This window comes from Psychrobacter sp. 16-MNA-CIBAN-0192 (genome assembly GCF_040309565.1).
In the GTDB taxonomy this organism is placed as follows: Bacteria; Pseudomonadota; Gammaproteobacteria; order Pseudomonadales; family Moraxellaceae; genus Psychrobacter.
Map to the genome: position 1 here is coordinate 129,561 of NZ_JBEOOX010000004.1, position 16,562 is coordinate 146,122.

The following is a 16,562-nucleotide window of genomic DNA, read 5'->3' on the forward strand; positions in this document are numbered from 1 at the left end:
GGACTGAAGGGTTTAAAAAAAGCTTGCCAGTTGCCATGGGTTATTTGCCCGCTGGCATCGCTTTTGGGGTACTGGCGCAAGTTGCAGGTGTGCCGATTTGGGCAACGATTATGCTTAGCATTGTGCTGTATGCTGGGGCGGCGCAATATGCCTGCCTACCGATGTTGAGCGCAGGCTTGCCAATTGGTAGTATCGCCACCAATATTGCAGCTATTAATCTGCGTCATGTATTTTATGGTGTGCCATTACTAAACTATCTGCCTACTCATAAACTTGCTAAAACTTACTGTTTATTTGCGCTCACTGACGAGACATTTTCAGTCATGACCAGCCTGCCAGCAGAATCAAGGCAAGCACTGATATTACCTATCAGCTTATTTAATCAAAGCTGGTGGGTACTGGCAACGGCGATTGGGGTCATGATAGGCAGCGCCCTTAATGATTTAGTGCCCCATTTAGATTTTGCCTTGGTGTGTTTATTTGCCATATTGGCGTATGAGCAGCTACAAACCATTAAGCGCTACTTTCCAATTGGCATTGCCATTATCGCGTTAGTTATCGCCTCGCTATTTACCAGTCAGTGGCTATTACTGGTGGCAATCGCTATTTGTATGCTGCTGATTCTAGGGCGCGCTTTTATGGTAAAAGATAAGCCAATGGGAGGCAGTGATGAGCAGTAGTTATCTGATTTTGGCAACCTTGGCGATGGCAGCAGTTACTTTTATCACCCGCGCCATTCCTGCCCTAATACCACAAAAAATGCTCGATAAACCATGGCTGCATCGCCTTAACGAAAGCCTACCTTTATCAGTATTGGTATTATTAATTCTTACCAGCCTTGCCTATCAGGAGTTGTCGTTCACTACGCACTTATCTGATGCCGCGCTGCATTTATTATTGGCGCAAATTGGGGCGTTGGCACTGGTGTTACTAGTGTATCACATCAGTCGTCAGCTGCTGATTAGTATGATTGTTGGCATTGCCGCCATTAATGGTTTGCTATGGGTATTTGAATGTTTTTTATAAGTTATTAAAATGGCTGCCCATAATTTGATGCTGATAAATTAGCACTAATAAACTAAAAACCATAAAAAGGCTAAACCCTCTATAGGATTTAGCCTTTTTTAAAGCAGCATGCTTACTAATATATTAAATTTTTAAAACTCTTCTACACCCATCATATCGACTGGGGTATCAGCAATCACTTCGACGCCATTTTTGGCAGAATCACTGCGCTGTTCTTGTAAGTGCTCAAGATAGGCTTCGTTGATTTGTCCCGTAATATAGCAACCATTGAATACCGCGCAATCAAAGCCTGCAACCTTGCTGTGCTTGGTGTCTTTTACCGCTTCAATCAAGTCATCTAAATCTTGGAAAATTAAGCGATCAGCACCGATAATCTTGCGTACTTCTTCTACGCTGTGACCCGATGCAATAAGCTCGCTGCGTACCGGCATATCAATACCATAAACATTGGGATATTTTACCGGTGGCGCTGCACTAGCAAAAAATACATTTTTTGCACCAGCATCACGTGCCATTTGGATGATTTCATAGCATGTAGTACCACGAACAATAGAGTCATCGACCAGCAATACGTTTTTACCTTTAAACTCTAGCGGAACTGGGCTTAATTTTTGACGTACCGACTTTTTGCGTTGCTGCTGACCCGGCATGATAAAGGTGCGCCCGATATAGCGATTCTTCATAAAGCCTTCACGGTATTTAATATTCATCTTTAGCGCCAGCTCCATTGCTGACGTACGCGAGGTATCAGGAATCGGAATCACCACATCGATATCATGGTCTTCGCCCCATTCACGCAGGATTTTTTGTCCCAGCTTCTCACCCATGCGCAAGCGAGATTTATAAACGGAAATATTATCCATAATTGAATCAGGACGGGCAAAATAAACATACTCAAAAATACACGGCGTATATTCTTTTGGCTCAACACACTGCTTACTATGTAACTGATGTTTTAAATCAATAAAAATAGCTTCGCCTGGACGTACATCACGAATAATCGTAAATCCTGAACCGGTAAGCGCCACCGACTCCGATGCCACCATATATTCAGTGCCACCATTATCAGCAAGACGTTGACCGAAGATTAGCGGACGAATACCGTTTGGATCACGGAACGCAAGCAAGCCATGTCCAGTAATGAGTGCTACTACGCCATACGCGCCTTCGATACGCTCGTAAACCGCACTTACTGCCTCAAAAATATCGGCAGGCTTCGGATGGGTCTTATCCAAATTTTGCATTTCATGAGCAAGTACATTCAGCAACACTTCAGAGTCTGAATCGGTATTTAAATGGCGACGGTCTTCTTGATAAAGCTCTTTTGCCAAGCCCTCAGCATTGGTCAAATTGCCATTGTGCGCAAGGGTAATGCCATACGGAGAGTTAACATAAAAAGGTTGCGCCTCTGCACTACTCGATGTGCCAGCAGTGGGATAACGGACGTGACCGATGCCAAACTTACCCACCAGTTTAAGCATATGACTGTTTAAAAAGACATCACGTACCATGCCGTTTTCTTTACGCAAATATAAGCGCCCATCTTGCAACGTTACAATACCCGCTGCATCCTGCCCGCGGTGCTGTAACATGGTTAAGGCATCATAAAGAATTTGATTGACTGGCTCATGAGCTGCAACCCCGACGACTCCACACATAGTTATGTCCTATTTTAGATCATACATTAGTAACGTGATGACGGTATCGGACGGCTAAAATAAACTGTCCTTACCGCTTAAACTGATGGTACTGCTTGCTAATATTTACGGATAAATAACTTTATGAATAAATAGCTTAATACTGACTTTCATTAGATATTTTTACATTTGACACATTTAAATCGACGGCTGATTGACCTGATCCCATGCCACGCCCAACATATCTGCTGCTAAGGTTTTTGCCATGGGTGCATAAGGTAATAATTCAGGCGCAAGGATTGATGTCTCCCATTGCGGTAATTGCATCAATAATGGCGCACTAACGCTGAGCAATACCAACACGACAAGCACATTCTTTGCCGCACCCAGCACACCGCCTGCCATTTTATCGAGCACCCCAAGCCGTAATGTCTTTAGTACCCCTGAAAATACAAAGGCGACCAAATGCATCACTGCTAAAATAACAATGACCACCAATAAAAAAGCCGCTGCCATCTGTAATACTGAGTTTTCTACTATGCCAGACAATTGCGGCGCGATAATACCTGCCAGCCGCGTTGCTGCAATTAAAGCAATAAACCAGCCGACCAAGCCGACTGCTGTTTTAATCAAGCCCACTTGAAACCCGCGCCATAAGCCAATTAAAACAACCACGGCAATGATAATATCCAAACCACTCATATCTTTCGCCTTGCTCTATAATTTACCTAAATGTTTATGACTATATTTGGTGTTAGTAAACGCTATTATCAACCTTTAGATAAAATAAATCATTTAGCTTTCCATCGCATCATAATAGCCGCCAATGGCTTGGATACACGATTGCACTAGCCCCGGACCTTGATAAATAAGCCCCGTATATACTTGCACCAAATCTGCACCGGCTTTGATTTTTTTAACTGCTTTTTCACCGCTATCAATCCCACCAACCCCAATTAACGCCACTTGATCGCCCAGTTGATCTGAGAATTGTTGCAGTATTTGGGTACTAATATGACTAACCGGACGACCGGATAAACCGCCTGTTTGGTCACCATCGGTCAAGTCTTCAACGCCAACACGGCTTAACGTAGTATTGGTGGCAATCAGTCCATCAATTTCAAAATCCAGCAGCTGCTGCGAGATATAATCCACTTGTGCTGGCTCTAAATCAGGCGCAACTTTAAGCACCAACGGCACATAAAATCCATACTCCGTTGCCAGCTGATCATGACGATTTTTAATGGTATATAATAGATAGGTAAGCGCTTCACCACTTTGTAAGTCACGCAAATTCGAGGTATTCGGTGATGAGATGTTAATCGTAATGTAGGAGGCATGAGGATAAACACGCTCCAAACAATAGACGTAATCGTCAGCGGCATTTTCAACCGGTGTACTGGCATTTTTACCAATATTAATACCGATATTACCTTTATATTTACTGCGCTTAACATTGTCAATCAGATACTCAACGCCCTGATTGTTAAAGCCCATCCGGTTAATAATGGCATCGGCTTGTTTAATTCTAAACAAACGCGGCTTATCATTGCCTACTTGCGGTTTTGGCGTGACCGTACCCACTTCAATAAAGCCAAAGCCTAATTCGGCAAGCGCATCAATATAGTCGCCATTTTTATCCAAGCCTGCTGCCAGCCCAACTGGGTTAGCAAACTGCAAACCCATACAGTCTATAGGCTGCATATGCTGACCATATACCAAACCTAATGCACGCGCTTTGTGTGCTTTTGCCAACAAAGACAAGGTCATGTCGTGGGCGTGCTCAGGGTCCATCTTAAATAAAAACGGTCGAAGTAAGGCGTAGGACATAATGACGATGAACCCTGAATAAGAAATAGATGAATGAAATAAAATGCGATGAGTAAAGCGCAGCGATTATATCAGCTTAACAGAAAGAAGAGCAAAGTTTCATAAGGGTCTGTGGTTAAGCAAATACAACCTTAGATATTATTTTAATATTGTATTTAATAATAAAATAGATGAGATTAAGGCACAGGGCGACTGTCAGTAAGCGCAATCCAGCCGCGCACAATACGATATAGGTGCCATATAAAGGTAAACGCGATAATCATTAGCCCAAGACCAGTTAATAAGATTGAGACAAGTGCCACGTTGCCGCTATCCGATAGCACGCTGATACCAATGCCGCCAAAAGCGACGACCAGCAATAACCCGCCGATAACAAAAAATACAATGCTGTACCAAAAGGTCTTAATTTGCCAATCAAAATGGGTGGCAAGCCAAGTGCCATCTGCTGCATGGCGTTTGGTGTAGTTCATGACAATAGGCACAATCCAAAGTAACCCTGCGGTAAAATAGCTCAATACATACAGTAAATAAGTCACATGATTATAAGTCACTAACGAGCGTTGTTTGTCATCAATCATTTGACTGCCTTATTGCTTAAAATGCGTTGGATATATTTTTATATGGCTAGTTGTTATGCTGCCGAATATTATTATCATTGTGGCGTTGCGTGCGGTTTTCAAGAAAGCGAAATAATAGACACCAAGTGATAGGTTTTATTAAGTGCTAAAGGTCGCTTGTACTTGCAACTGCTTAGTGATGGCATCTTGCAGAATAGATAATTGGGTCAATTGCCAGCCTTGCTGTTCAAGCTGAGCTAATGTGGTACTGACTACCGCTTGGCTAGGATGACTAAAGCTTAACTGGACTGTATCACCCATCGCTACCACTTGTGCATCATTAATGCCGGCACCATTTAGGGCTGTACTAATACGACTTGCCGGCGGCGTGGCAGTCTCGTTTTGGTCAACCTCATTACTAGCGCGGGTATCAATATTACCCGCTTGCGCCCGCAACCAAAAATAATCTGCCACTTGATTTTGATAGCCTTCTTTACTTTGTTTAGCCGCTTGCTGCAAGCTATAGCCACCATAACCACCGATAAATAACAGTAAAAATAGCGTTAGCACCGCCAACGCCATCTGGTCGCGCGCAGACAATAACTGCCAGCGTGTCCATGCCATATCATGGTACTTCGTGATACGCGCAGATAATGCACTGCCTGCCGGAGCACTCCGTTTAACACGGCGCTGTAATATGTTCATGCCCTAACCTTATTTGAATGCCGTTAATTAAGTTTCCGCCTCAGCCGTTACTATTTTCGAAACTGCTGAGCTATCAGGCTGTATATTGACAGTAATTTGACCGCTAAATTGTCCTTGCTCATTACTATTTACTTGTTGCAAATTAGCAATTAACCCTTGCGCAGTCAGCGTATTGGCAAACTCATCAAGGCTTTGACGATTAGGTGCAATTAGGGTAAAACTCAAAGCGTTTGGCGCTATAACCAACGCTTGCGCTTGTAAAGAGGATTGCTTAATAAGAGGAGCAATACGCGATAAGATAGCCGTATGCGATGCTGGCGCTTGATTATCATTGACTAATTTTGGCTGCAACTGTGCTTGTAATTTGGTACGCGTGCTGAGCGCCTCATTCGGAAACCAGGACTGATACTGAGCAGCAATCTCGGCTTGAGTGACGGTTGCGGCATTATTATAGCGATACCACTGCACTCCATCGGTTGCCATCTGTAACACCAATGCCGAAAGCGCAACCATCATGGCTACCCGCAGATAAGGCGATAGCTGGGAGCTGGATGCTTTTGTAAAAAAATTCAAGACATGGCGTTCAGGATTGTCAATGGGCACAGGTACAAGTGGCAATATACTCATTAACAACTGGCGCTCAGACAATAGCGCTACCGTTTCTGATGATATCGAGCTTGCTACAGCTATATCGGTTTGTACCGCTAGCTCGTTATCTATACTAGCCGTTAAAGCCTCAACCGCTGAATTAGCTGACAAATCAAGACTAGGTATAATGCAAACTTCGCTTAACTGCGGTAAATGCTCAAACAGCACCGGTAAATAGCTGCCAGCCAGACCTTGATGAGCAGATTGACGCAACAAAGTGGTATAAGCATCTTGATACAGCGTAACCTGTTGTCCTGCTGCCTCTTCTGGAATAGGTAACAATAAAAAATCGGGCACTAAAGCCTGAATATTTAACCCTGCCAGCTGCGCGCCTTGCTGCCAGGCTTCTATATCACTTGACGCAAGCGCGTATAAATAATGACTATTGGCATAACCAAGCTGACGTATGGCTAATTGCTCAGCAGGCGCAAGCGACACTTCTTCAAACAAATACTGTTTACCAGTGATACCCAGCTGCTTAAGCTGTGCTCCGCTTAGCGGTGTTTCTATCTGCAATATATGCTGCGACGGGAAATATAAACACAGTGATTTATGACCATGAATACTATAAATATCATGTAGCTGTTGCCAATTATCGACCGCATGCCACTGTTTGGTAGCGCCATGCCACACTGCCAGCGGACTGTGCTGTGCTCTTAACCATACGTGTAACACTAAGCGTGTCCTTACTTGTCAAACCCCTTAGCTTATTTATCCACTGATAACTCATTAAGGGGTTAATAAAAGAGGTTGAGACCCAGCACTGTGAATAAATGCCACTACTCATATCATAGTGTGTCATATCAAAGTCTAGTCGTTAGGACTGATAATTAAGACTAATAGTTATTAATATGGCTGGGTGGGAACAAAGCGGTCAATTTCATGTGCCATTCCTGCCATGATAAATTCCATCTCAAAAACGCGTGCTTCTGCTAAGGCATAGGATTCCGGAGTCTCGCCAGTCAATAAGCTGGCAAGATAAGCAATAATGGACATATGGCACACCACCACTATGCATTCAGCGTCAACAGTTGCAAGTTCTGCAAGCGCAGTGCGTGCGTCATCTGAGGGCGTGATATTATCTTGGACTTTAACGAGGACATTAGGCGCCTGTACTTGTAGTTGTGCTAACGTTTGTTGTGCGCGCACATAGGGACTCACCACAAAAAGGTCCGGCATATAATGACTGATAATATAGGCTGCTGTTTGCACCGCTTGTTGCTGTCCAAAGTCTGTCAGTTGGCGCGCGCTATCTGGGCGCGTCTCATCTTCTGCCTGCCCGTGGCGCATCAAGATAATTTTCATATGACTCTAACTCCTTAAATATCTGCCTGTATAAACCATGTGTTGCTTTAGCTAATGTATGAATGATTATTAGCCATTATTTGGCTGATATTTTGCCATTGCTATCATTATGGTTATTGTCATTAACATTGCTATCGCTATCTAAAACTACAGTCGCTTTTGTGGCATTACTTAAAGCTGTCTTGTCGCTAGACACGTCATCTTTTTTATCGTCATCCATTTTAGATGTATCGGCAGGAAAATCTTGAGTCGCCGCCTGTAGCTGAGCCGTCAGTGACGCATTACTGTGGTCATGCGCCATCACAAACTCAACATCACTTCGGAATCCAGCTTCCATTAACTGTAGTGCAACCCCTAATGCAGCCTTGTCTTCATAAATGACCGCATAAAGCGCATGGGTAATGGGCATATAAATGCCTTCTTTCGTTGCCTTTTCATGTACTTGCTGAATGGTATTGACCCCTTCCGCCGTTTGACCCAGCTTTTTAACTGCCGCATCAATACTCATGCCACGCCCAAGCATATTGCCAATACGATAGTTACGACTCAGCTCAGAGCTGCACGTGGCATATAAGTCGCCTACGCCTGCTAAGCCTAAAAAGGTCAATGGATTGGCACCCGTTTCAACCCCAAAACGGCTCATTTCAGCTAAAGCGCGGGTTAGTAGCATTGCTTTAGTATTTTCGCCTACCTCATACGCTGCTGCCATTCCCATAGCAATGGCATAGATATTTTTTAGCGCGCCGCCCAGCTCTACGCCGCGAACGTCATCACTGGCAAAGACCCGAAAAAATGCACTGTGTAGCGCCGCTTGTACCGCATGGCGTAACGGCTCTGAATCACTGGCAATCACCGTAGCTGACGGCATATTTTTCATGATTTCGATGGCAAGGTTGGGACCCGACATCACCCCAAAATTCACCTCTGGAAGCTCATCTTTAATGATATCGCTCATTAATGCAAAGGTATCTTTTTCCATGCCCTTGGTTAAAGAAACAAGCGATTGCCCTGTTAAAAACGGAGCAATATTCTTTAGCGTTTCCCGAAACGCTAGGCTTGGCACCGCAAGAAAAATAATGTCTTTATCTTTAACGGTCGCCTCTAAATCATTGCTGTATTTTAGGCGCTCATCAAGCTTATAACCGGGGAGGTATTTTTTATTCATCCGCAGCTTTGCCATCGACTTTACTGTACGTTTATCACGTACCCAAAGTGTGGCATCACAGCCATTACGCGCCGCTAAATTTGCCATAGCAGTGCCAAAGCTACCGCCACCCAAAAATGCCAAACGTAACTTGGCAGGATTTTTGGAGATTTTTTCCATATTATTGGTCACGTCAGCTTCAACCGTGCTTGGATCCAGTTTTTTACGCCCAAGCCCTGTTTTGGCGGCACGTTCAATAATACCAGCGAGTAACCCACTTGGCTTATCCTGACCGCTCTCTATATTCGCAACTGGCTTGTCAGTTTTTGCTGTATCCGTTTTGGCTTTTTTAGTTTTAATTGGACTTGTCATATCTTATTATCCATATTGAGGCGCTTGTCATTATCTCTGCAGCTTATACACTTGCAACTCACAGGTATAGTGCGATTATATTGCTCGTAGCTGCTAAGCGTGTTGCGAAATTATGATGTAATAAAAGCCATTGGGTAAAAAACCATGACTTAAAAACGTATGATTTAAGGACTATAATTTAAAACCCATTATTTAAAACTTATGCCTTAAAACCTATTATTTAAAAACCTAGGACTCAAAACGCAGTAGTGGCTCAATATCTATCGGCTTGCGCGCAGGCTCATTGCAAGGGCTACTGCCTGTATAAACAAAAGCGGTCACATAATCCTCTGCACTCACATTAAAATAAGCTTTAACCGCAGGCTCATTACATAGTAATCCAGTACGCCAAAGGGTACTAAATCCTTGTGCTTTTAAGGCTAAAATTAGATTTTGCACTGCAGCGCCTGCACTCAGCATTTGCTCAAATTCTGGCACCTTTTTATGAACTTCCATCTGTGTGACAACGGTAATAATTACGGGCGCACGTAGCGGTAACGTTGCCATTTTTTGTCGATCTTTATCTGACAAGGTCTCACCATCTCTCACGGCTTTTGCGTCTGCTGCTGCCAGCAAAGCGCGCCCTAATTCTTGACGGGCATCGCCTTCGGTGACAATAAAACGCCACGGTTGTAACTTTTTATGGTCAGGAGCGGTTGCCGCACAATATACAGCAGCTTCAATTTGCTCATGCGTGGGTGCAGGCAGCTCTAAATTACCGATACTGCGTCTAGAATTAATCCACTGAATCAATTGCTCGTCTGTCACTTGCGCATTTTTTGGCGCAGTTGCGGTCACTTCTAATAAGTGGTCATTATTGATTTTTACTGATTTCTCTTTAGACTTGCTCATTACTTATCCTTATCGTTATTGTCGTTCTAATTATTTAACGTCATTATTAGTTTTATATTTCAATTTTTTATTTGATGAAGAAGCCCATAATAGAGGCACTCTTAAGACAGACACTCTTAATACAGTCATTATGCGGCATCATCAAGGCGATGCTTCATTTTAAGATAATCTTCTGACTGCATTTCTAGCAAGCGTGACCGTGTTCGCTCAATCTCAAATGCTAATTTTTCACCTTGATATAAATCAAGAATCGACTGCTCAGCGCGAATCAGTAACTTCACACGACGATCATAAAACTCATCGACCATATAGATAAAACGTCGGGTTGGGTCGCGTAAATCATCATTTAAGGCAGGCACCGCATTGACCAAGACCGTACTATAACGGTTGGCAATTTCGATAAAGTCAGCAGCTGAACGTGGTTCCATACATAAATGCCGAAAGTCGCAAAATAAAATAGTTTCTGTACGCGCATTTATTCTAATTTCGCGACCGTTAATCACAATCGGTTCATTACTGATTTTTACATTGTTAGAAAGACTGGCAAAGCGATTCGCCAGCCAATGGTGATTGCTTTTGGTCATCGGCGATTTATAAAGCTCCGCCTGTTGCAATACCCGCAGCCGATAATCGATACCCGAGTCAATATTCATCACGGTCGTATGCTTTTCTACTTCGGCAATGGCAGGCAGCAAGCGATCACGGTGCAGACCATCTTTATACAATCCTGAAGGCGCGATATTGGAGGTTGCCACTAAGGTAATACCGCGATCAAATAACATGGTAAATAAATCACCTAAAATCATCGCATCAGAGACGTTAGAGACAAAAAATTCATCAAAGCAAATCACCACCGCTTCGGCATAAATGATATCCGCCACTTTTTCCAGTGGATTACACTCGCCATGAATCAAATTAAGCTCATGATGCACACGCTGCATAAAGTGATGAAAGTGCTGACGCATTTTACGCTCAATCGTCAGCGAATCGTAGAACATGTCCATCATCCACGTTTTACCACGCCCCACTCCGCCCCACATATATAGACCCTTTGGCGCGGCAGGTTTGGCTTTTAAAAAGCTAAAAAAACCCTTTTTGCGCTGAGCACTGGCATTCAGCTGATGATAAAGATCATCGAGGTAACTCATGGCCTGATACTGCTGGTCATCTCGGGTAAAGTCATCATTCTTGATGACTTGCTCGTAACGCTGCAATGGAGATAATCTCATAAGACGACTCGTCATTCGACAAAATAAACAATAAAACAATGTGTTGAAACCGTCCATTGCTACCCACTTATGTCTTTTACACTGAGAAAGTAGCAACCGAGATGTCAGAGTGGCTTATCAACACCACTCTTTAGGTTAGCACGGCTTAAGGGATAACAATAATCAATTTAATTTATCGAAATACAGTAAAATCAATCGCTGCCTATTCAGCAGTTATTAATTCATTTCCAACCGTTTATTTCAGTAATATTGTATATTTCAGTACTATGGTATTCTATCGCTGCGTGATTTCTTACATCACGGTTACTATATCACTGCCACTACATTATTAAATATCAGCACCGCTAAGCATTAAAATTACTGCGTATCCGCATCAAAGCTCTGCTGTTGTAATAGCTTTTTCAATTCCGTTAAGCGACCATGAAAAAAGTGCCCAGCGCCTTCAACGATACTGACTCTAATGCCCAAACGATCAGCAAAATCCTGCATATTTTCAGGCGCTATCACCTCATCTGCATCGCCATAAATCTCAAAGGTTTTTGCAATGGGCAAAGTTAAATCACTGCCGTCATTTTTTTCTATAGAAGGGGAAATCAGCGCAACATTGACAATATCAAAGTCGCTTAGACCCCAAACATGCGCTGACGTCAACACTTGCTCTGCCACGCGCGCCGTCACATAACCACCAAATGAGAAGCCACCTAGCCACAGTTTTCGCGCACTGGTTTGACCTGCCAGCCATTGTAGCACGGTCATTGCGTCCGTCACTTCACCATTCGCATAATCGTGTTCGCCAGTCGATTGTCCAACGCCGCGAAAGTTAAACCGTACCACATGCATGCCACTATCACGCGCAAATCGGTACATGGTGGTCACCACTTTATTATTCATCGTACCGTCAAATAGCGGATTGGGATGACACAATAAGGCGACGGTATCGGTATTTGGATCATTAGGATTGTCTTGCTGCCATAGTGCGTCAACTTCAAGAACACCGGCAGGAGCAGGAATTAAAGGCATAATAGGTATGTTTCATTAAAAAAAGATAGGCTAATTATCCTAGATATGAGTTATATTTCAAGTGATTTGCTGTGTATCTGCCGTGTTTGTGCTCTTTAATGCCTAATAATATTACACAAAGTAGAAATAATGGCTAAACCATACCTAAATAACGCTTTATAAATGGTTATTACCATACTCATGCGCTTGTTATAACGCCACATTAAAAGGCAGTTTATTCGTATAAATATGATGATTTGCTAGCAGGCAACATGGCGGTAACACCCTACACATTAACCATCTAGACGGTAAGGTTAGAAATAGGTTAAATTCACCAAGTATAGCTCCAGACTTTTGCCTTATTTTGCTTTTCTGTTTTTTTTCTCTGTTATTGATAGGATTATATTATGATGACCTTTAATAAAACTGTGACTTTCACTGCCGCATTAGCCGCAGCGCTGACCTTGAGCGCTTGTCAATCAACCTCTACCACCTCGCCTGTTATTCAACGTGCCAACTCCACTTATGAGACCACAGGTGTAAGCTCCACTAAAATCAAAGCGCAACAAAATGCCTTAGACAGCGCTAAAAAGACGTGCGGCTCTCGCCAAGTGATAGTGGTAAATGATACAACCAAATATAATGGTATTTTAGGTGAACGTACGGGTCGAGTGATTGGACAAATTGGCGGTATATTTGGCAAAACGCCAACAGATACCTCACGCAATGATGACTATGAATATACAATTAATTTCCGTTGCCAGTAATCGGCTTTGATACATATTTAAAGTTTTTACAAATCGAAAACCTGCTTTTAATAAGTAACTGCTAGCCAATAAATATGCGATTAAGATATTTTTCTTATCGCATATTTATTGGCTTTTTTGTTATGAATAATGGGAACAAGTTGTTTATCAGGTGGATTTTACGCTAAGCTACCCTTCTTATCGCTTTCTTTTTTCCACGCTAGCTATCCTCTTGGTCTATTATTATGCGCAAACCCAATCTTGCCAATGTCGCTCACCTGAATGCTAAAAAATCAGAAAAGGATAAAGGGAAGGATAAAGTACTAATGCCTGCCAAAGATTTGGCGACCCTTGAAGCTGAGCTTGCTGAAATTGAGGACAGTCTGGCAGAAAACCTTGAAGATACAGTGCTGCGCCTGAGTGATTATTTAGCCGCTGTTGATATGGTGATCAAACAAACCTTTGACCATAGAGTATGGGTAAAGGCTGAAATTCGTAACCTCTCAAGTAAAGGCGGGCATTATTACTTTGAGTTGGCGGAAAAAGACGATGACGGTAAGGTTGTCGCAAGCTGCCGTGGCAACCTGTGGCGCTTTAAAGCCACGCGCGTCTTGGCAAAATTTGAGCGCGCAACCGGCATGGCACTTGACCGCGACTTGACGGTATTATTAAAAGTATCGGCAGGCTTTCATGCGCAGTATGGTTTTTCGCTGACCATCGAAGATATTGATCCCAGTTATACATTAGGTGACCTCGCCCGCCAGTACGCTGAAATGGTTGATCGCCTGACCGGTGAAGGGCTATTACATCTGAATCAGCAATTACCTAGCCCGTTTGATATAGAGCATGTGCTGGTCATTGCCCCTGAAAAGGCAGCGGGCTTGGGCGATTTTCAAGCGGATGCCGATAGGCTAGCAAAAACTGGCGCTTGTCATTTTCATTATCATCATGCGACCTTTCAGGGTAATCATGCGCCTATGGAGATACGCCAAGCCATTGTCAGTGCACAGCAGGATTTTTATGCGACTTATCAGCGTTTACCAGATTTACTAGTGATTATTCGTGGTGGCGGCGCGGTTGGGGATTTGGCATACTTGAATGATTATGAGCTTGCCGCGTTGGTTGCCGAACAGTCGGTGCCGGTGTGGGTTGGCATTGGGCATGAGCGCGATAAAGTGATTTTGGATGAAGTAGCGCATAGCAGCTTTGATACCCCATCGAAAGTAATTGCGGCTATCAGCACTCATTTAGCGCAATTAGTCACGCAAGTGTTAAATTATCAGAGCCAAATACAGCAAGCTGCCAATCGTCAATTACAAGCGGCTACTGAGCAAAGCACACGGCAGCTTAATCGCATCCAGTCGCAGACCATTGGTCAGCTGACTGCCCTACAAAAAGACAGCCACTTTGCATGGCGTAGTATTGAGCAAAGTGCCCAACGTCAAATCGGTCAAGCCGCACGAGTGGCAAAAGAGTCTCTTGAACAAACACAATCAGCTGCTTATCAACAGATTAATAGCGCGCGCAATAACAGCCAAGACTATCAACACACCATTATAAAAAGCGCCCAACAACAAGTAATGCAAGCACAGCGAGATACCCAGTATTTACGCGATGTTATCGTTTTGCATCAGCCAGCGCGCGTGCTCAAACAAGGTTATGCATTCATTAGAGATGGGAAAACCAACCAAAGGCTAACTAGTAGTGAGCAGCTTTCTCCTGACCAAACCATCAAAATTATATTAAAAGATGGTCAAGCAACCGCTCATATTAGCTATGTTGAAAATGACAATATCGCAACTATAACGACTGATTATTCACCAAATTAAGCACACATTATTATCTGATTATTATTATGCTAAACCTTTCCTTTTAATAACATATCAAAGCCTTAGGATTTTTTATGACTACTTCTACCAACGCCCCAACACGCAAACGCAAAAAAGCCGCCCCAAAAACCTTTAAGGCAGCGTACGATATTTTAAAAACCAATGCTGCGGAACTTCAGCAGCAAGATGAGCCGGATATTGATAATTTAATGACCACAGTTGAAGAGTCTATTGCCGCTTATCGTGTGTGCGAAACTCGTATTAATGCCATTCAGCAAGCGCTAGATGCTGCCTTTGCCGATAAAGAATCTACTGACCGTAACCTTTAAGAAAAGCTTATTATTCCGGTGCATCTACTTCAAATACTTGACGTAAATAAGCCAAATAGGTGTCATTATTAATCATGGTTTTACCGGGGCTATCAGACAATTTAGCTACCGGTTGCCCATTACATTCTACCAATTTTAAGACAATATTTAATGGTGTTAAGCCCATATCGTTGGTCAAATTGGTGCCAATACCAAAACTGGTTTTGATACGGTCATTAAAATACTGATGCAACGCCCACGCTTTTTGCAAATCCAAACCATCACTAAAGGTAAGCAATTTAGTTTTGGGGTCTATTTTTAATTTTTGATAATGCGCAACGGCTTTATCACCCCAAATATAGGGGTCGCCACTGTCATGACGCAATCCATCAAATAACTTGGCAAAATATAAATCAAAATCGCGTAAAAACGCATCCATGCCCACCACATCGGTCAATGCAATACCCAAGTCACCGCGATACTCATGTACCCAAGATTCTAACGCCGCTTTTTGTGAATCACGCAAACGCACATCTAACGCCTGAAATGCCTGCATAAACTCATGTGCCATGGTGCCAATAGGCGTCATATTAAGTTTTTTCGCTAAATACACATTGGATGTACCGCTCACTATTTTTGGCACCGCTTTATGCAGTGTTTCTACCACATGCGCCTGCCACGCCTTGCTAAAACGCCTGCGCGTCCCAAAATCAGCCACTATAAATGGCGGCTTATCCACTATCTGTTGCTGAGAAGCTTGTTGCTCAGCGTAGTCATGTAATAAGGCTACCTTTTCATCAAGTCTGCGCTGACCTTCTGCAATGACAGTAGGATTCGATAAGGCATTAAAATACAACTCATTTACAATCGCTAAAACAAAGATTTCAAAGAACATTGCCTGAATCATTGGTCCTTCGATGTCGACAAATAACCGACCTTTCTCGTCCGTACTCACGGTAATAAAACGACGTTTTAGCTTAAATAATTCAAGATAATCAACGAAATCTGAACGCATAAAACGCAGACTACGTAAGTAATCGAGTTCATCTTGCAAGAAGCGCAATTCACATAAGCTGTCCAATTGCTGCTCTAAAGCGTCTTTAATATCAGCTAATGGATAAGCCGCATCTTGATTATTGCGACAGCGAAACCGATAAACGCCATGCGTCTGCGGAAATTGATGGAGCATCGCTTGTAACATGGTGAATTTATACAAATCGTTATCAAGTAATGATGTGATAATGGGGGCAACGCTAGTAGGAATATGGGTAACGGTCATGTTACAGCCTTAAACGCGAAAATAAAAAGTGAGCATCATTCAATCCGTAAAGTTGCG

The 16,562-nt window shown here is 43.0% G+C and carries 17 protein-coding genes; 5 read left to right on the forward strand and 12 right to left on the reverse strand.

What is annotated here, in order from left to right; all coding sequences use genetic code 11:
- Positions 1-35: 35 nt before the first annotated feature.
- Positions 36-680, forward strand: coding sequence for an AzlC family ABC transporter permease (locus AAEY78_RS05105; protein ID WP_352338046.1), 645 nt, complete (start codon positions 36-38; stop codon positions 678-680).
- Positions 670-1,026 carry an AzlD domain-containing protein gene (locus AAEY78_RS05110; protein ID WP_352337866.1) on the forward strand — a complete coding sequence of 119 codons (357 nt, stop codon included), beginning with the start codon at positions 670-672 and terminating at the stop codon, positions 1,024-1,026. Before AAEY78_RS05105 ends, AAEY78_RS05110 begins: the two co-directional genes overlap by 11 nt.
- Before the next feature lie 131 nt (positions 1,027-1,157).
- Here the strand turns inward: AAEY78_RS05110 and purF are convergent, their stop codons facing one another.
- The 11 genes from purF to AAEY78_RS05165 all read right to left on the reverse strand — a co-directional run bounded on the left by purF (position 1,158) and on the right by AAEY78_RS05165 (position 12,364).
- Positions 1,158-2,684 (reverse strand): amidophosphoribosyltransferase, encoded by a 1,527-nt coding sequence (gene purF / locus AAEY78_RS05115; protein WP_352337868.1) that lies wholly within the window; start codon positions 2,682-2,684, stop codon positions 1,158-1,160.
- A gap of 177 nt (positions 2,685-2,861) precedes the next feature.
- Entirely contained in the window at positions 2,862-3,365 is a 504-nt protein-coding gene (locus AAEY78_RS05120) for a CvpA family protein (RefSeq protein ID WP_352337869.1), read from the reverse strand.
- A 93-nt stretch (positions 3,366-3,458) separates the two neighbouring features.
- Positions 3,459-4,493: a quinone-dependent dihydroorotate dehydrogenase gene (locus tag AAEY78_RS05125; protein ID WP_352337871.1), complete on the reverse strand. Its 1,035-nt coding sequence runs from the start codon at positions 4,491-4,493 to the stop codon at positions 3,459-3,461.
- Positions 4,494-4,669: 176 nt separating this feature from the next.
- Positions 4,670-5,071 (reverse strand): DUF4870 family protein, encoded by a 402-nt coding sequence (locus AAEY78_RS05130; protein ID WP_352337873.1) that lies wholly within the window; start codon positions 5,069-5,071, stop codon positions 4,670-4,672.
- Positions 5,072-5,209: 138 nt separating this feature from the next.
- Positions 5,210-5,755, reverse strand: a complete 546-nt coding sequence (locus tag AAEY78_RS05135) for a type II secretion system protein M (RefSeq protein WP_352337875.1) — start codon at positions 5,753-5,755, stop codon at positions 5,210-5,212.
- Positions 5,756-5,782: 27 nt separating this feature from the next.
- Positions 5,783-7,078, reverse strand: coding sequence for a type II secretion system protein GspL (gene gspL / locus AAEY78_RS05140; protein ID WP_352337877.1), 1,296 nt, complete (start codon positions 7,076-7,078; stop codon positions 5,783-5,785).
- A gap of 171 nt (positions 7,079-7,249) precedes the next feature.
- Positions 7,250-7,708 (reverse strand): phosphohistidine phosphatase SixA, encoded by a 459-nt coding sequence (gene sixA / locus AAEY78_RS05145; protein WP_352337878.1) that lies wholly within the window; start codon positions 7,706-7,708, stop codon positions 7,250-7,252.
- A gap of 76 nt (positions 7,709-7,784) precedes the next feature.
- Positions 7,785-9,212: an NAD(P)H-dependent glycerol-3-phosphate dehydrogenase gene (locus AAEY78_RS05150; protein ID WP_502943675.1), complete on the reverse strand. Its 1,428-nt coding sequence runs from the start codon at positions 9,210-9,212 to the stop codon at positions 7,785-7,787.
- A 240-nt stretch (positions 9,213-9,452) separates the two neighbouring features.
- On the reverse strand, positions 9,453-10,115 hold the full coding sequence (locus AAEY78_RS05155) for a nitroreductase family protein (RefSeq protein WP_352337881.1): 663 nt from the start codon (positions 10,113-10,115) through the stop codon (positions 9,453-9,455).
- Positions 10,116-10,243: 128 nt separating this feature from the next.
- Entirely contained in the window at positions 10,244-11,344 is a 1,101-nt protein-coding gene (gene zapE / locus AAEY78_RS05160; RefSeq protein ID WP_352337882.1) for a cell division protein ZapE, read from the reverse strand.
- Positions 11,345-11,701: 357 nt separating this feature from the next.
- Positions 11,702-12,364 (reverse strand): alpha/beta hydrolase, encoded by a 663-nt coding sequence (locus AAEY78_RS05165; RefSeq protein WP_352337884.1) that lies wholly within the window; start codon positions 12,362-12,364, stop codon positions 11,702-11,704.
- Positions 12,365-12,750: 386 nt separating this feature from the next.
- Between AAEY78_RS05165 and AAEY78_RS05170 the strand changes: the two genes are divergently transcribed.
- The 3 genes from AAEY78_RS05170 to xseB all read left to right on the forward strand — a co-directional run bounded on the left by AAEY78_RS05170 (position 12,751) and on the right by xseB (position 15,247).
- Positions 12,751-13,110 carry a hypothetical protein gene (locus AAEY78_RS05170; protein ID WP_352337886.1) on the forward strand — a complete coding sequence of 120 codons (360 nt, stop codon included), beginning with the start codon at positions 12,751-12,753 and terminating at the stop codon, positions 13,108-13,110.
- A gap of 224 nt (positions 13,111-13,334) precedes the next feature.
- On the forward strand, positions 13,335-14,918 hold the full coding sequence (xseA, locus tag AAEY78_RS05175) for an exodeoxyribonuclease VII large subunit (RefSeq protein ID WP_502943670.1): 1,584 nt from the start codon (positions 13,335-13,337) through the stop codon (positions 14,916-14,918).
- A 74-nt stretch (positions 14,919-14,992) separates the two neighbouring features.
- Entirely contained in the window at positions 14,993-15,247 is a 255-nt protein-coding gene (gene xseB / locus AAEY78_RS05180; RefSeq protein ID WP_352337888.1) for an exodeoxyribonuclease VII small subunit, read from the forward strand.
- Between the two features lie 10 nt (positions 15,248-15,257).
- Here xseB and pncB read toward each other — a convergent pair whose 3' ends face one another.
- Positions 15,258-16,505 (reverse strand): nicotinate phosphoribosyltransferase, encoded by a 1,248-nt coding sequence (pncB, locus tag AAEY78_RS05185; RefSeq protein WP_352337890.1) that lies wholly within the window; start codon positions 16,503-16,505, stop codon positions 15,258-15,260.
- Between the last annotated feature and the right edge of the window lie 57 nt (positions 16,506-16,562).